At 68.3% G+C, this 14997-nt stretch carries 16 protein-coding genes, 1 tRNA gene and 1 pseudogene; 12 read left to right on the top strand and 6 right to left on the bottom strand.

What is annotated here, in order from left to right; genetic code table 11:
- Positions 1-242: 242 nt before the first annotated feature.
- Entirely contained in the window at positions 243-1493 is a 1251-nt protein-coding gene (locus Aco04nite_RS33425; protein ID WP_280519404.1) for an IS701 family transposase, read from the bottom strand.
- 161 nt (positions 1494-1654) lie between these two features.
- Here Aco04nite_RS33425 and Aco04nite_RS33420 point away from each other — a divergent pair, with 161 nt between their 5' ends.
- Complete coding sequence (locus Aco04nite_RS33420) at positions 1655-2011, top strand: hypothetical protein (protein WP_213001318.1); 357 nt, start codon at positions 1655-1657, stop codon at positions 2009-2011.
- A gap of 30 nt (positions 2012-2041) precedes the next feature.
- Here Aco04nite_RS33420 and Aco04nite_RS33415 read toward each other — a convergent pair.
- Positions 2042-2772: pseudogene (locus Aco04nite_RS33415) on the bottom strand (transposase); the annotation flags it as partial.
- Between the two features lie 65 nt (positions 2773-2837).
- Positions 2838-3425, bottom strand: a complete 588-nt coding sequence (locus Aco04nite_RS33410; RefSeq protein WP_213001234.1) for an Imm1 family immunity protein — start codon at positions 3423-3425, stop codon at positions 2838-2840.
- Between the two features lie 58 nt (positions 3426-3483).
- Here Aco04nite_RS33410 and Aco04nite_RS33405 point away from each other — a divergent pair, with 58 nt between their 5' ends.
- The gene (locus tag Aco04nite_RS33405; protein ID WP_280519400.1) at positions 3484-3747 is read left to right on the top strand and encodes a DUF4192 family protein; all 264 of its coding nucleotides are present in this window, start codon (positions 3484-3486) and stop codon (positions 3745-3747) included.
- A gap of 26 nt (positions 3748-3773) precedes the next feature.
- Here the strand turns inward: Aco04nite_RS33405 and Aco04nite_RS33400 are convergent.
- Positions 3774-3847 (bottom strand) — tRNA-Met (locus tag Aco04nite_RS33400).
- 147 nt (positions 3848-3994) lie between these two features.
- On the opposite strand from Aco04nite_RS33400, the gene Aco04nite_RS33395 reads away from it, so the two are divergent.
- Positions 3995-4252: a hypothetical protein gene (locus Aco04nite_RS33395; protein WP_213001232.1), complete on the top strand. Its 258-nt coding sequence runs from the start codon at positions 3995-3997 to the stop codon at positions 4250-4252.
- Between the two features lie 2 nt (positions 4253-4254).
- Here the strand turns inward: Aco04nite_RS33395 and Aco04nite_RS33390 are convergent, their stop codons facing one another.
- The gene (locus Aco04nite_RS33390) at positions 4255-5025 is read right to left on the bottom strand and encodes an SAM-dependent methyltransferase (RefSeq protein ID WP_213001231.1); all 771 of its coding nucleotides are present in this window, start codon (positions 5023-5025) and stop codon (positions 4255-4257) included.
- Between the two features lie 72 nt (positions 5026-5097).
- Here Aco04nite_RS33390 and Aco04nite_RS33385 point away from each other — a divergent pair, with 72 nt between their 5' ends.
- The 5 genes from Aco04nite_RS33385 to Aco04nite_RS33365 all read left to right on the top strand — a co-directional run bounded on the left by Aco04nite_RS33385 (position 5098) and on the right by Aco04nite_RS33365 (position 11426).
- Positions 5098-6261: an MFS transporter gene (locus Aco04nite_RS33385; RefSeq protein ID WP_213001230.1), complete on the top strand. Its 1164-nt coding sequence runs from the start codon at positions 5098-5100 to the stop codon at positions 6259-6261.
- A 416-nt stretch (positions 6262-6677) separates the two neighbouring features.
- On the top strand, positions 6678-8267 hold the full coding sequence (locus Aco04nite_RS33380) for a methyl-accepting chemotaxis protein (protein WP_213001229.1): 1590 nt from the start codon (positions 6678-6680) through the stop codon (positions 8265-8267).
- 21 nt (positions 8268-8288) lie between these two features.
- Positions 8289-8573 carry a hypothetical protein gene (locus Aco04nite_RS33375; RefSeq protein ID WP_213001228.1) on the top strand — a complete coding sequence of 95 codons (285 nt, stop codon included), beginning with the start codon at positions 8289-8291 and terminating at the stop codon, positions 8571-8573.
- A 19-nt stretch (positions 8574-8592) separates the two neighbouring features.
- Positions 8593-9102: a GAF domain-containing protein gene (locus tag Aco04nite_RS33370; protein WP_213001227.1), complete on the top strand. Its 510-nt coding sequence runs from the start codon at positions 8593-8595 to the stop codon at positions 9100-9102.
- A 140-nt stretch (positions 9103-9242) separates the two neighbouring features.
- A complete protein-coding gene (locus Aco04nite_RS33365; protein ID WP_280519403.1) occupies positions 9243-11426 on the top strand; it encodes a glycoside hydrolase family 9 protein in 2184 nt (727 codons plus the stop codon).
- An 18-nt stretch (positions 11427-11444) separates the two neighbouring features.
- On the opposite strand, the gene Aco04nite_RS33360 is transcribed toward Aco04nite_RS33365, so the two are convergent.
- Complete coding sequence (locus tag Aco04nite_RS33360) at positions 11445-12854, bottom strand: MDR family MFS transporter (protein WP_213001225.1); 1410 nt, start codon at positions 12852-12854, stop codon at positions 11445-11447.
- 87 nt (positions 12855-12941) lie between these two features.
- On the opposite strand from Aco04nite_RS33360, the gene Aco04nite_RS33355 reads away from it, so the two are divergent.
- The 4 genes from Aco04nite_RS33355 to Aco04nite_RS33340 all read left to right on the top strand — a co-directional run bounded on the left by Aco04nite_RS33355 (position 12942) and on the right by Aco04nite_RS33340 (position 14980).
- Positions 12942-13547: a TetR/AcrR family transcriptional regulator gene (locus Aco04nite_RS33355; protein WP_213001224.1), complete on the top strand. Its 606-nt coding sequence runs from the start codon at positions 12942-12944 to the stop codon at positions 13545-13547.
- Between the two features lie 26 nt (positions 13548-13573).
- Positions 13574-14056 carry a VOC family protein gene (locus Aco04nite_RS33350; RefSeq protein WP_213001223.1) on the top strand — a complete coding sequence of 161 codons (483 nt, stop codon included), beginning with the start codon at positions 13574-13576 and terminating at the stop codon, positions 14054-14056.
- Between the two features lie 15 nt (positions 14057-14071).
- Positions 14072-14368: a hypothetical protein gene (locus tag Aco04nite_RS33345; protein WP_213001222.1), complete on the top strand. Its 297-nt coding sequence runs from the start codon at positions 14072-14074 to the stop codon at positions 14366-14368.
- A gap of 81 nt (positions 14369-14449) precedes the next feature.
- On the top strand, positions 14450-14980 hold the full coding sequence (locus Aco04nite_RS33340; RefSeq protein WP_213001221.1) for a hypothetical protein: 531 nt from the start codon (positions 14450-14452) through the stop codon (positions 14978-14980).
- The last annotated feature ends 17 nt before the right edge of the window (positions 14981-14997 follow it).

Here is a 14997-nt window from a genome sequence, read left to right as displayed (position 1 = left end):
TGGGTCTTCCCCGCCGACCGCGTAATGCACCTGTGGCACATCCGGTACATCTACCGGTAGTTTGTCGGCTTTAAGGTGGTAAATATAGATTGATGGCATGGCCCTGTTCGAGAGCGTTCAAGAGTTGTTGGAGTTCAGCGGGTGGGGGTTTGTCGGTCCAGGCCTGCCACCAGCGTTGGAGCAGTAGCCAGGGTGCGAGCCAGGCGCGGACGGCGCGCAGCGCTTTGGGCCAGCTGGGGAGTTCAGCCGGCGGGCCGGTTGCGGGGCCCCCTCTCTCCGGAGTCGTCGTTTGACGGTTCCGGAGAGCTTGCAGAGTTGTCGTTTGTGGATGGTGGGCCGAACCAGGTATTCCAGCAGAACGAGAATGCGCAGTGGACGAGGGTTTGGTGGCGGCGGATCGCGGTGGCGGACCGGACTTGGAAGTCGGCCCAGCCGAGTTCGTCCTTGACCTGTTTGTAGCTCTGCTCGATCCAGTGCCGGATGCCGTAAAGCCTTACGACTTCGGTCAGGTTGGCCGGCTCGTGCAGCGCATCGGGGGTGTCGTGCGGGCCGTCGGGGCGTGCCAGGTTGGTGGCCAAGTACCAGGTGGCGTTGTCCGGCAGGACGGACGGGTCGGTGGTAGCGATGACGAGGCGGGTGTGTCCGTCGGGCCCCCACCAGCCGAGTTGGGCATCGACGGCCCACCACGTTTCGGTGTGCCCGTCACGGAACCGGCGCACGACCGGGCTCCAGCCGCCGGGATCGTCGGGCCCGCCCCATGGCACGGCCCGCGCGGCGTCTTTCGGGGTATAGGCATCAGCGCCGTACTGCCAGGTGCCGCGGGAGGGTTTGAGGGACATCACGAAGCCCAAGCCGCTCTGGCTCAGTTCTCCCCGTAGCGCGTCGTGGTCGCCGTAGAAGCTGTCCGCTACGACCGCCCGGCATGTCACACCGGCGGAAAGTGCTTGGGAGACCAGGTCGGCGGCGATCTGCAACTTGGTCCGGAACTCGGGATCAGCTTTCTTGCCCGGCAAGCGCGATGCCGGGGTGTAAGGCTCGGCGTGCAGCGGATAGTAGACCCGCTCGTCAGCCCAGACCGTGGTCACGGTGACGATGCCGTTGTCGGTCTTGCCGTAGCGGCCCAGCCACTGCCGCCCGACATGCGCCGTCGCGGTGCCGTCTTTACGATCACCGGAGTCGTCGATAGCGATCACACCACGCGCGTGTGGTGCGGTCGCGGGGTCGTTGACCAGCAGCTCCAGACGCCGCCGGTTGACCTCATCGGCATCCCAGGTGGACTGTGACAAGAAGTACTGCAACCGTTGCACCGCAGCGTGTTGCGCCCCTTCGACCGGTTCAGACCCGGCCAGGCCGGTCAGCGTTTTATTGCGATCGCGCGGGGCCAGCAGACCGGTCAAATACTCGCGAAACCCTCGCCGCTGAGCCAGCCGGGAGAACAACTTGTCAAACCCGGCTGCATAGTCCTCCAACGGACCTGCAGCCGGTGGACACACCGCGCGAACCACCAGCACCCCGACTCACTTGACCGACACCAGCCGGTGCAACGTGGCAGAGCAACAAAAGGTTACGAAGCCGACAAACTACCGCTACTATCGCGTGTCTGAAGTAGTTTGACGGCGTGGGGATTGTCGTACCCGCGTGCCAGGATGCGGACGTGGATGACGCGTTGACCCTGCTGAGGCGGGAGTTTGAGGGGACAGAGGGCAGTTTCCTGCTGTGTCTGCGAGGCGAGGGCCTGGTCTGGGACCGGGCGGCGTTCAGCCGCTTGGGGCAGGCGATGCGGTCGGCCTGTGAACAGTACGAAGACCGTGACGATCTGCCGCGTTGGATGGCAGAGGGATTCTATGAAACTTCACACTGTGTGGCGGAGTGGACCAGTCACCCGAATTTTCCTCGGCCGGAGCCGGTGCAGTACTACCAGGACTGCTTGGAGCGGCTGAGAGACCTGGCGGACTGGTTCTTCCGTGGCTGGCATGCCTATCAAGAGCCGCACACGTGGCGTGATCTTTGACGTCAAGCCGGGGCTTGCGCTGCGCTTTTGAAGGATCTGGTCGGCGGTCTTGGTCCAGCGGAACGGCTGACAGCGATCGTTGCAGCCGTCGATGAATGCACGGATCGCCGGCCGGGGTGAAAGGCAAAGTGATCCGTGGGTTACGCGCCAGCCAGGCTTTGACGTTCGGGTGGTTGTGGGTGGCGTAATTATCGGCTACAACGTGCGGCTTAACCCTCGGGTGCGCTTTGGCTACCTGCTTGAGGAAAGCGGGGAACTCGGTGGTGCAGTGCCGTTCGTAGCAGGCGTTCGCGGTGATCTTCCCGGTCGCGACGTCCAAAGCGGCGAACAGGGTGATGGTGCCGAGCCGCCGGTAGTCGCGGGTGCGGCGTTCGGCCTGGTCGACGCATCGGCAACAGGGGTGTGGTGCGAGCCGAGGCCCGGGTGTTTGATTTCTCATCGACGCAGACCACCACCGCGTTCGCCGTCGGGTTCAACGTGGACGCGATGACACAGGCTCGTCGATCACCGGCGGTCGCCCGGAGCGGGGTAGATCGGCCAGGGCTTCGACCCCGCCGGCTTCGTAACGGGACCGCCAGGCGATCACCGTCTGCCGGGTCATCCCCACCTGCCGGCCGATCTCCGCATTAGGCAGCCTTCCGCAGCCGGCAACACCATCCGAGCCTGCTGCATATGCCCGCCAGCGCCGTCGAGGAACGCGTCAATTCCCGCAGCCGGACACCATCACCGGGACGCAGAATCAACGCGGCAGCAACAGACATGCCTCATTCTCTCGCAACCCGGCCGTCAAATAAATTAAGACACGCCACCCTGTATCCAGGTAATCTCAGACGGATTCGGCCCGAGCCGTGACCGCCGACTCCTCGCTGAAAGCTGAAGTGCCCCATCCCGGCCGTTGCCCGTCGAACTCGCCATGCGCCCACCGAATCTCTGCCGGCCGTTCACCATCTTCGGTACTGCAGTACTCGTCGACAGCGGAACGAATTTGAAAGATCGGCAGCGCGTTTCGCGGATCATGAAAAGTTGGAACGTAGGGATCCCCGACTACACGTGGATCCCAGTCGAGCGGTTGAGGATTATCGGACACCCATATGTGGTCATAGAGATCACTGGACTGCCCGTCTGGAGCTGTCCCCATCCAGGTCAGCGACCCGTATCCCGTTGCCGCATTGACCGCCAAACGTAGAAGCGCTTTGCCGGAGGGGGGCTCTCCCTCTCCGCGATATCGTTCGTCGAAGGTGCACCACGCTTCATCACCAGGGCTGAGGACTGGCGCCTGCGATCCATCTTCGAAAGCAATGGAGGCATCACGCTCATGGTCGAGTTTCGCGAATATATGAGCGATCAATCCGGACAGCTCCGCATCAATCCTGGGCCGATACAATTCTTTCTTGAAATCGATGGATAGAAGCACTAAATTATCCCTTACCGATCAATGTTCGGCGTGACTGAAATTCTTCAGAGGCGTCAGGATGTGCGCTCATGTGCGGAGGTGCTGGGCCTGGTGCCCCTACCTGCTGGGGTCCCACCCGAAGGACAGCGTGGTCGCGATCTTCCTGGACGCCGATCAGAACGCTGTGTGCGTGAGCCGGCTGGACCTGACGGCGCGTCCGGCGTTGGCGGTGCAGCAGTGGTCGCGGGTGAGCGTGCAGCAGCCGGTCGAACCGTTCGTGTTTTTCGTCTGCGACCACCCTGCGACCACGGGATACACAAAGGCCCCTCACCCGGAAGGATGAAGGGCCTTTGACCTGCACTTACTTTGTAGCGGGGACAGGATTTGAACCTGCGACCTCTGGGTTATGAGCCCAGCGAGCTACCGAGCTGCTCCACCCCGCGTCGACATCAGAAGCATACCTTGTCCGGGTTCCGGCTTCTGCGGCGGCATGGCCTCCCGGTGCGGCCGGCCGTGGTCGAATGCGGGGTGGACTACCCCGAGCCGGAGTTAGGCTGGGGAGGCGTACCGGCTGGGATCGGGCGTGGTTCATGACCACGGAAGACTTCGAGTCTCTGATCGGCGTTTCCCGGGCGGATGCGGTCGTCTGCGTGCCGACGACGGTCTGGTCGCCCGCTCCGGCTCTGGGTGCTGGTGAGGAGCTGGGGCGCTTCCCTGCCAGGCCGGCGGATCTGGGCGCGATCGCCGCTGCCGTGGCGGTTGCCCGGCAGCGGCGTCGTGACTTGTTGTCCTGGCAAGAGCGCGAAACGTCCGGCGAGAATACGTTGCCCCCGGGTCTCGCGAACTGAAACTACGGTTTGGCGGCGACGGCGCCGTAGGCGTCGAGCCATTCGGGGTCGTCGGTGGGGTCGGGGTGCCACAGGGGGAGCTGGACCAGGCCGGGCTCGAGGAGGGTGAGGCCGTCGAAGCAGGTGGCGAGGTCCTCGGGGCTGCGCAGGATGTACGGCACGCCGCCGCTCTCGGCGAGTTTGGCGCTGCCCTCGACCACGGCGGGGGTGGTGTCCGTGCCGTCCCACAGGACCAGGTGGCTGCCGGGGACCGTGCCGGACATGGTGGTGCGGACGATGTCGCGCAGGACCGTGAGGTCCGGTTCGTAGCCGAGGACGCCCATGAACATGATGGCGACCGGTTTGCTGAAGTCGAGGGTGCGGGCGGCTTCGGCGAGGATCTTCTCGGGCTGGTGGTAGTCGGCGTGGACGTAGGTCGTGTCGCCGCCTGCGGGCAGGGATCTGGCGTGGGCGAGGACCAGGGGGTCGTTGTCGACGTAGACGATGCGGGATTCGGGGGCGACGCCGTGGGCCACCTCGTGGGTGTTCTGCATGGTGGGCAGGCCGGTGCCGATGTCGAGGAACTGGCGTACGCCCGCCTCGCCGGCCAGGTGGCGGACCACCCGGATCAGGAACCTGCGGGACTGCCGCGCCATGAGCACGATCTCGGGGTAGACCTGCGCCACCGCGTCGCCGGCGGCACGGTCGGCGGGGAAGTTGTCCGTCCCGCCCATCCAGTAGTTCCAGATCCGGGCCGCGTGCGGGATCTCCACCTGCAATTCCGAGTCCACCATGGAATCATTGATATCCCACCTGTCAACGCCCCCGGGCCGGCCGGCCGGGCCGGGACGGGTGAGGATGATCAGGTGAAACGCCTGACCTTTCTCTTCGCCGTGGCCGCCGGTGCCGCCGTGGGCAACCTGTACTGGGCTCAGCCCCTGCTCGACCTGATCGCGGAGGACCTGCACGCGCCGACCGCGGCCGCGGGGTGGCTGGTCACCGCTACCCAATTGGGGTACGCCGCCGGCATCCTGCTCATCGTCCCGCTCGGGGACGTCGTCGACCGCCGCAAGCTGATCCCCGTAATGATGCTGTGCGCCGCCGTCGCGCTCGTCGGGTGCGCCGTCGCGCCGAGTTTCGGGGTGCTGCTCGCCGCGATCACCGCACTGGGCGTGACGACGGTCGCCGGGCAGATCCTCACGCCGCTCGCGGGGGACCTCGCCGACGAGGCGACCAGGGGGCACGTGGTCGGCACGGTGGCGTCCGGCATCCTGACCGGGATCCTGGTCTCGCGTACGGTCAGCGGGCTGGTCGCGGGGGTGGCCGGGTGGCGGGCGATCTACGTGGTCGCCGCGCTGGCCGCGGTGGTTTTCGCGGTGCTGCTCCATCGGGCGATTCCGGTACTGGAACCCAAGACCAGGCTTGCGTACCCCCGGCTGATCGGCTCGGTCTTTGCCGTTGTCGTGCGGGAGCGGACCGTACGCTGGACGCTCGTCCTCGGCGCGACCGGCTTCGCCACCTTCACGATGTTCTGGACCTCGCTGACGTTCCTGCTCAGCGCGCCGCCGTTCGGCTATCCCGTGTCGGTGATCGGGCTGTTCGGGCTGGCCGGGCTCGTGGGTGCGGTGGCCGCCCAGCGCGCCGGCAAGCTGCACGACCGGGGGCTCTCGCTGCCGGGCACCGGGCTCGGCTGGGCGGTCATCCTGCTCAGTTTTGTGCTCGCCGCGTTCTCCGGGCGCTCGGTGCTGCTGATCCTCGTGGTCATCGTCGTGCTGGACATCGCCATGCAGGGCGTCAACATTCTGAACCAGCTGCGCGTCTTCGCCGTCTCGCACGAGGCGCGGAGCCGGCTCAACACCGCCTACGTGACCAGCAACTTCATCGGCGGCGCGATCGGGTCCGCCGCGGCGTCCGTGCTCTGGTCCGCGGGCGGCTGGACCGCGGTGACCATCGCCGGGATGGTTCTCAGCTGTTTCGCGCTCACCGTCTGGGCCCTCGGACGCCGTGGTGCCCTGATCACGGCCGGTTAAGTTGTGTGCAATTAAGTTGCACACAACCTAACGCTGCGTATCGGCTTGTGGTCGTCGGGGGCGGGGGCCTGTGTGGCGGGCCGGGGCCTGTGTGGCGGGCAGGACCTGTGTGGTGGGCAGGACCTGCGGTCGGCTGGGTCGCCGGGAGCAGGGGGCGTGAGGAGCGGGGCCTGCGGTGGGCAGGAGGGGCTGGGCCTGTGGTGGGCGGGGGGCTGGGCCTGTGGTGGGCGGGGGGCTGGGCCTGCAGGGGGCAGGAGGGGCAGGGCCTGCGGTGGGCAGCGGGCAGGGCTTGCGGTGGGCGGGGCCTGCGGTGGGCAGCGGAGGGGCCTGTGGGGGCGGGCCCGTGCGGGCGGGCTCAGGGTTTTGGGGTGGGTGCCGATCGGGGGTGGGGGAGCACTCGGCGGGGGGAATCTGACATGGGTGTGGGGCGCTTGGTCGCGGACCGGGGGATCCTGACGAAGATCGCTGCCGCGGTGCTGGTCATGGCGGCGGTGGCGGTGTTCGTCGGCATACTTGCCATCGTCGGGATGGCGAAGCTGAGCGATGACGCGAACGCCATCTATGAGCAGGGGCTGCTGCCGGTCCAGGAGATCGACGCGGTCGAGCTCGACATGGATCAGACCCGGCGCAACATGCTCAACTATGCGATCTCCAGCACCGAGGCGTCGTTCACGAAGTACCAGCAGGCGCTCGATGCCAACGATGCCGCGTTCGCCGCGGATCTGAAGGTCTACCAGGCGACGTCGGTGCAGCCCGCGCTCGTTGCCGAGTTGGGGACGACCTGGGCGGAGTTCCAGAAGCTGCGCGACAGCGACCTGCTGCCCGCGGCGCGCAAGGGTGATCTGCCCGCCGTGGAGAAGGCCCGTGACGAGATCACGCTGCCCGCCGCCACGAAGGCCGGGGACATCGTCAACAAGCTGGCCGAGGCCGAGGCCTCCGACGCGAAGGAGCGCCAGAGCGCGGCCGCTGACGCATACGGCACCGCGCGTACCCAGATCATTGTCCTGCTCGTTGCCGGGGTGCTGGTCGCGCTCGCGTTCGCCGGCTACGTGGCCCGCTCCGTGATCTCCGGGATGGGCAAGGTCTCGTACGCGCTGAAAGGCCTGGCGGCCTGCGACCTGACCCGGTCGGCGGGTCTCGACTCCCGCGACGAGCTGGGAGCCATGGGCCGGGACCTGGATCAGGCCGTGACGTCCGTGGCCGACACGATCCGGGAGCTCGTGACCACCGCGACGGCGTTGTCCACCGCGGCCGTGCAGTTGTCGAAGGTGAGCGACGAGCTGACCACCGGTGCGGGGGAGGCGTCCGGCAAAGCGGGGGCGGCGGCGGGCGCGGCTGAGCAGATCAGTTCGAACGTGCAGTCGGTGGCGGCCGGCGCCGAGCAGATGACCGCGTCGATCCGGGAGATCGCCACGACGTCCTCGAAGGCCGCGGAGGTGGCCAACGAGTCGATGTCGATCGCTCAGGAGACCAGCTCGCAGATCGCCGAACTGGGCCAGGCCAGCACGGAGATCGGTGACGTGGTCAAGCTGATCACCTCGATCGCCGAGCAGACCAACCTGCTGGCCCTCAACGCGACGATCGAGGCGGCCCGGGCCGGCGACGCGGGCAAGGGCTTCGCCGTCGTGGCCAGCGAGGTCAAGGATCTCGCCCAGGAGACCGCGCGGGCGACCGAGGACATCACCGCCAAGATCGGCGCGATCCAGCAGCGCAGCGCGGGTGCCAGCGCGGCGATCGCCCGGATCGAGGAGGTCATCGGCCAGATCACCGATTACAGCACCACGATCGCCTCCGCGGTGGAGGAGCAGTCGGCCACCACCAACGAGATGACCCGCTCGATCAGCGACGCCGCCCAGGGAAGCGGTGACGTGCAGGCCAGTTTCGCCGCGGTCTCCCAGGTCACCGAGGCGACGTCCGACGCGGCGCGCTCCAGCAAGGAGGCGGCTGACGACCTCTCCGGGCTGGCGACCAAGCTCAATGCCCTGGTCGGCCGGTTCAGCTACTGAGCTTCTGAGGAACGAGGACGCATGACGAGTGACGATCCGTACCATATGCGCCGGCCCGACCTCGCCGAGGCGAAAGCCGCGCTCGAACAGCTCTACGGGCACACCTCGGCGGAGATCTGGCAGCGGCTGCTCACGCAGTCCGGCCTGACCGGCAAGGAGACCGACCCGGATGCCGTACGCCGGCTGGCCGACACCATGGCCGCGTCGGACCCCGTCCTCGCCCTCTCCGGCCGCGCCCTGATGATCCGCATCAAGTCCTACGAATACCTGCAGGCGGCGGCGTCCGCCGTAGCCGACGCGCGCTGAGCTGAGAAGGGAGCCCGTCATGACCACCGACACCGCGGCCCTCGCCGACCTCGATCGCCTCACCGCGATGGCCGCCTACGACCTGTTCAACCCGGACCTGACCGCCGAGCTGGAGGAGATCTGCCGGGACAGCGCCGAGCGCCTCGAGCTGCCGTTGAGCGCAGTCCAGGCCGTGCTCGACACCGCGACGGCGACGATGGCCACCAATGCCGGGGAGGCCGACTTCCTGTCGGTGATCGGGGGCTCGCCGAACGAGCTGTCGTTCTGCCCGCACGTGGTGGTCGACGCGGCGCCGTACGTGTGCGGTGATCTCACCGAGGACGACGAATACCGCAACAATCCGGCGGTACGCGGTGGGCTCGTCCGGGCGTACGCGGGAGTGCCGCTCGTGCTTCCCGACGGCCACATCCTGGGCAGCCACTGCGTGATGACGCCGGAGCGGCACGACTTCACCGACGCCGATCTGGCGGAGATCAGCCAGGCCGCGGCCCTGGCATCGGACGCGATCAGTCGATACCCCCTGCGGTAGCCCGTCGTTACGTAAGCGTTGACAGCACGTAACGTAGCCATCAACATATCTGCATTGCCCGATGGCTGGAAGCGCTCCCAGGGAGTCGTCACGTGATCCGAACCGCTGTCGTCCTTGCCACAACACTGCTGCTCGTGCCCGTGACGGCCCAGGCCGCAAATGCCCAGGCCGCAAATGCCCAGACCGCAGATGCCCGGGCTGCGAATGCCGATGAGGTCGAGCAGATCGTCAACGGGGGATTCGACAACGGCGCCGCGCCGTGGTGGGCCAGCTCCGGGGCGATCACCGTCGCGGGCGGGCAGGCCTGCGTGGACGTGCCCGGCGGGACCGTGAACAAATGGGACTTCTCCATCGGGCAGAACGACATCGACCTGGTGGCGGGGGAGAACTACCGCTACTCGTTCACGGCGACCGGGGCCGGGCATGTCGTGCGGGCCATCGTCGGGGGCTCCGCGGCGCCCTACGACACGTACTTCGAGGCGTCACCCGGGCTGACCGCGGACGCGCAGCCGTACGCGTACACCTTCACCTCCGCAGTGACCACCGGCCAGGCGCAAGTGGCGTTCCAGCTCGGTGGCAGCCCCGATCCCTGGACCTTCTGCGTCGACGACGCCTCGCTGCTCGGCGGCGTGCCACCCGAGGTCTACGTCCCCGACACCGGACCGCGGGTCCGCGTCAACCAGGTCGGCTATCTGCCGGACGGCCCGAAGAAGGCCACCCTCGTCACCGACGCGACCACCGCGCTGCCCTGGCAGTTGAGGAACGCCGCCGGCAAGGTCGTCAAGAGCGGCCGGAGCACCCCGCGCGGCGTCGACGTCAGCTCCGGGCAGAACGTGCACTCGATCGACTTCAGCGGATACCGGGTCCGTGGAGCCGGCTACACGCTCGTCGCCGATGGCGAGACCAGCCGCCCGTTCGACGTGGACACCGCCGCCTACCGGCAGCTGCGGACGGACTCGCTCAAGTTCTTCTACACCCAGCGCAGCGGCATCGAGATCCGGGAGGACCTGCGACCCGGGTACGCCCGCCCGGCCGGCCACGTCGACGTCGCCCCGAACCTCGGCGACGGTGCAGTCCCCTGTCAGCCCGGCGTGTGCGATTACACCCTCGACGTGACGGGTGGCTGGTACGACGCGGGGGATCACGGCAAGTACGTCGTGAACGGCGGGATCTCGGTGTGGCAGGTGCTCAGCGCGTACGAACGCTTCGGGGTGAAGAGTGAGCTGGCCATCCCGGAAAGCGGCAACGCCACCCCGGACGTGCTCGACGAGGTGCGCTGGGAGCTCGACTTCCTGCTGAAGATGCAGGTCCCGGCCGGGCACGCGTACGCCGGCATGGCCCACCACAAGATCCACGACGCGGCCTGGACCGGACTTCCCCTGCTGCCCCACCTGGACCCGCAGCAGCGTGAGCTGCACCCGGTCTCCACCGCCGCGACCCTGAACCTCGCCGCGACCGCCGCGCAGGCAGCCCGCGTCTACCGCCGTTTCGACCCGGCCTTCGCCGCCAAGGCTCTCGCCGCCGCCCGCACCGCGTTCACCGCCGCCAGGGCGAACCCGGCGCTCTACGCCCCCGAGTCCGACGGCATCGGCGGTGGCGCCTACAACGACAGCAAGGTCGACGACGACTTCTACTGGGCAGCCGCCGAGCTCTACCTGACCACCGGCGAACGCTCCTACCAGGACTTCCTGCTCGCCTCCCCGCTGCACACGGCCGACGTCTTCACCGGTGCGGGCGCCTTCGACTGGGCCAGCACCGCGGCTGCCGCCCGCCTCGACCTGGCGGTCCTGCCGAGCAGACTGCCGGGCCGGGCTCAGATCAGGGATTCCGTCGTACGCGGAGCAGCGCACTACCTCGCGATCCAGCGCAACCAGCCCTACGGCGTGCCGTACGCCCCCGCGAACAACGCCTGGGACTGGGGCTCCAACAGCGCCGTCCTCAACAACGCCCAGGTCCTCGCCACCGCCTACGACCTCACCGGCCGCTCGGCCTTCCGCGACGCCGCCCTCGAAACCATGGACTACGTGCTCGGCCGCAACGCGCTCAACCAGTCCTACGTGACCGGCTACGGCGAGGTCAGTTCCCAGAACCAGCACAGCCGCTGGTACGCCCACGAGCTCGACGCCACCCTCCCGCACCCGCCGAACGGGTCCCTCGCCGGGGGCGCGAACTCCTCGATCCAGGACCCGTACGCGCAGAGCAAGCTCACCGGGTGCGTCGCGCAGTTCTGCTACATCGACGACATCCAGTCCTGGTCCACCAACGAGCTGACCATCAACTGGAACTCCGCCCTCGCCTGGATGGCCGCCTTCACCGCTTCATGATCCCTGTGGGCTGCTTTCTCACCGGCCCGGCCTGGCGCTTTCCGGGCGGGTGTTCGTGGGGCGATCTGCCGGGAGGAGGAGGGCGGGGATCACTGCGAGGACGGTGATGGCGATCGCCCACCAGAAGGCGCCGCGGAAGGCGTCGGTGGTGGTCGCGCCGAGCGTGGCTTGCAGGGCGACGGCGACGATCGCGGTGCCGAACGACGCTCCGACCTGCTGCGCGATGCGGGTGTTCATGGTGGCGTGCGGGATGTCGCCCGGCGCGATCCCGGTGTAGGCGACGGACATCGGCGGGATCAGCACCGCCCCGATGCCCACCCCGCGGATCAGGAGCACGATCGACAACCACCACAGGCTCGTGCCCGGGCCGGCGAGCGCGAACGGGACGGTCGCCACGGCGGCGAGCAGGAAACTGGCGATCGTCATGGCGCGGGCACCGTACCGATCGACCAGACCGCCGACCACGAAGCGCGCAGCGAGCGCACCGACGCCCTGGGGGATCAGCAGGAGGCCGGCCTCCAGCACGCTGTCGCCGCGCAGCTGCTGGAAGTAGAGCGGCAGCAGGAACATGGCGGCGTACATCGCGGCGCCCGCGGTGAACAGGACCGCGGAGGCGCTGCCGAGCGACCGGAGCCGCAGCAGCCGGATGTCGACGATAGGCTGACCCGCGCCGTACTGAGCCGCCCGGATGATGAACACGGCCAGCAGCGCGACCCCTGCCAGCAGCGGCACCAGCGCTCCCGCGCCCTCGTCGGGGAGTTGCGAGAGCCCGAGCAGGATCCCGGCCAGCGCGGGTGCGAGCAACGCCAGACCGGTCACGTCCAGCCGTGAGCGCCGCGCCGCGGGGCCGGGGCGGTCCGCGGGCAGGAACCGCCACGCCAGCAGCAGGCCCACCGCGATCAGCGGCACGTTGACCAGGAACAGCCAGCGCCAGCTCAGCCAGTGCAGGATGATCCCGCCGAGCACCGGGCCGAGGATCGGGCCGAGCGCGATCGGCAGGGTCACGGACGCCATCAACCGGCTGCTGACCTGCCCGCCCGCGGCCCGGACCGCGAGGGTCTGCATGAGCGGGAAGATCAGCCCGGCGCCGAAGCCCTGCAGCACCCGGAACCCGATCAGGGCGACGTCGTTCCACGCCACCGCGCACAGCACCGACGCCAGCACGAACAGCGTCAGCGCCGCCATCCAGGCCTGCTTGCCGCCCCAGCGCCGCTCCGCCCACCCGGTGACCGGGATCGCCACGGCCATCGCCAGCAGGAAGCCGGTGGTGACCCACTGGATGGTGCCGGTGCCCGAGTGCAGCTCCACCGTCAGCGTGTGGATCGCCAGCGTCACCATCGTCGAGTCCAGGATCGCCGCGATCCCCCCGACGAGCAGCGCCAGCAACGCCATCCTCACCTGCGGTGACAACTTCGTGTCGACGGTCATGTGCAGCCCTCGCTTAAGAGATGGAAACCTCTCTTAAGAACGTAGGTCGTGTCTTTAAGGAATGCAACCCTTCCTTATGATGGGGTGGTGACGCCCACAGACCCCCCGCGCCGCCGCCGCGGAGCCGAGCTCGAGGCCGCGCTCCTCGACGCCGCCTGGGAAGAACTCACCGCGACCGGTTTCGCCAGGCTGACCATGGAGTCCGTCGCCACCCGCGCCGGCACCGGCATCGCCGTGCTCTACCGCCGCTGGGCCAACAAGGACGAGCTGGTGCTCGCCGCCCTCGAGCATTACGGCGCCACCCACCGCATCGATCTCCCCGACACCGGCACCCTGCGCGGTGACCTCCTCGCCGCCCTGACCGGCATAGGCGAGGCCCGCGCCCCCTTCTTCGCCATCGCCGCGGCCGCCGTCTCCTCCGGCCTGGCCACCGCCGGCCGCACCCCCGCCCAGGTCCGCGACCGCATTATGGGCGACCAGCGCCACGCCCGCATGCGCACCCTCTACCAGCGCGCCCACGACCGGGGCGAGATCAACCTCGACACCATCCCCGCCGCGGTCCTCGCCATGCCCTTCGACCTGGTCCGCCACGACCTGCTCATGAACCTCGAACCCCTGAAACAGGACCGCATCCGTTCGATCGTCGACGACATCCTCCTGCCCCTCGTCCGTCCCGCAGAGGCCACATCCTGACCGCAATGGCGTCCATGCTGGACCGCATGACAACCATTCCCGGCGGCAAATCGGCAGTGACCCCCTACGTGGTGGCCAGGGGCGCGGCCCGCTTCCTCGACTTCGTGGAAGCGGTGTTCACCACGCACAAGGCAGTCCGCGTCCCGAACGAGGACGGCACGATCGGGCACGCGGAGATCACCATCGACGGCGCGGTCATCATGGCCTTCGACGCCCACCCCGAGTGGCCCCCGACCCCGAGCTTTCTCAGCGTCTACGTCGACGACGCCGATGAGGTGGTGGCACGCGCTCTCGACGCCGGTGCCACGCTCGTCACCGAGGTGGTCACGTCGAGGATCGTGGGCGACCGCGGCGGCCGGATCAAGGACCCGGTCGGCAACATCTGGTGGATCCAGACCCACCTCGAGGACGTCGACCCCGCCACGATGCGGGAGCGCTTCGCCGACCCGGCCGAACTCACCGTCATGCGCGGGCTGCAATTATCGTTCGACGCGGCGATGCGCAGCTGACTACCGTCGCGGCCGATGACACTTGTGAGCAGTAGATGGCCCCTTCTCGCCGCCGAGTTGAGAACCGCCCTCCTCGAGGAGGGCGAAAACGCCCTGGCCGCCCGGATCGACGAGCTCCGGGTGCTGAAGGAGTGCGGCTGCGGCGACAGCTTCTGCCAGAGCTTCTACACCCAACCCCCACCCGACGGCGCGTACGGCCCCGGCCACCGCAACATCGGCCTGAGCCCGGCCGGCCCCGGCATGCTCATCCTCGACGTGGTCGACAACCTCATCATGTACGTCGAAGTGATCGACCGCCCGCCGTTGGCGTGACGGAAGCGATCGATGTCCGGCTGCCGGGGCGGGGTCGCGTCAGCGTCGTTCGATCAGGCCCCGGAATGCGATCATGGGCGGGTGGGGATCGATCTGGAGTTGGCCGACTGTGCTGCGGCGCGGTATCGGTGGGCTGCCTGCCGGGACGCCGGGCCGCGGTGTTCGCACGAGCCTGACTGCGCCGCGATCCTCGATCGTCTGGTCGCGACGGCCGCTGCCGAACGGCCCGGGGCGGGTGAGTATCCGTCGGAGTTCAGGTACCGGCGGTTCGCGGACATCAACGAGAACATGCGGCTGACCGGAATGGGGTACGCAGCCGAACCGGAACCGTGGACCGGGCCGCCCGACGGGCAGGGCGACGAGACCGCCAGGGACGGCGCCGATCTGCTCTGGCGATCGCAGCGCCCGCCCGGGCGGGCGGGTATTCCCGCGTTCAAGCTGGTGTCGAACGACCGCTGGGTGATCACCGCGGCGGAGATCGAGGAGGCGCTGGCCGCTTACGGCCGGGCGCCCGCCGACCTGAGGGCCCGGCTGGAGATGGAGCCCCGGTGGACCGCATGGCTGGAGTGGCTCGCTGTGGCCCGCCACCACGGCGGTTTCGAAGCTGAGTGAGCCGGCTGGGTGAGCCG

It is taken from the genome of Winogradskya consettensis, from assembly GCF_018332715.1.
In the GTDB taxonomy this organism is placed as follows: Bacteria; Actinomycetota; Actinomycetes; order Mycobacteriales; family Micromonosporaceae; genus Actinoplanes; species Actinoplanes consettensis.
This window is presented reverse-complemented; position numbering and strand designations above follow the sequence as displayed.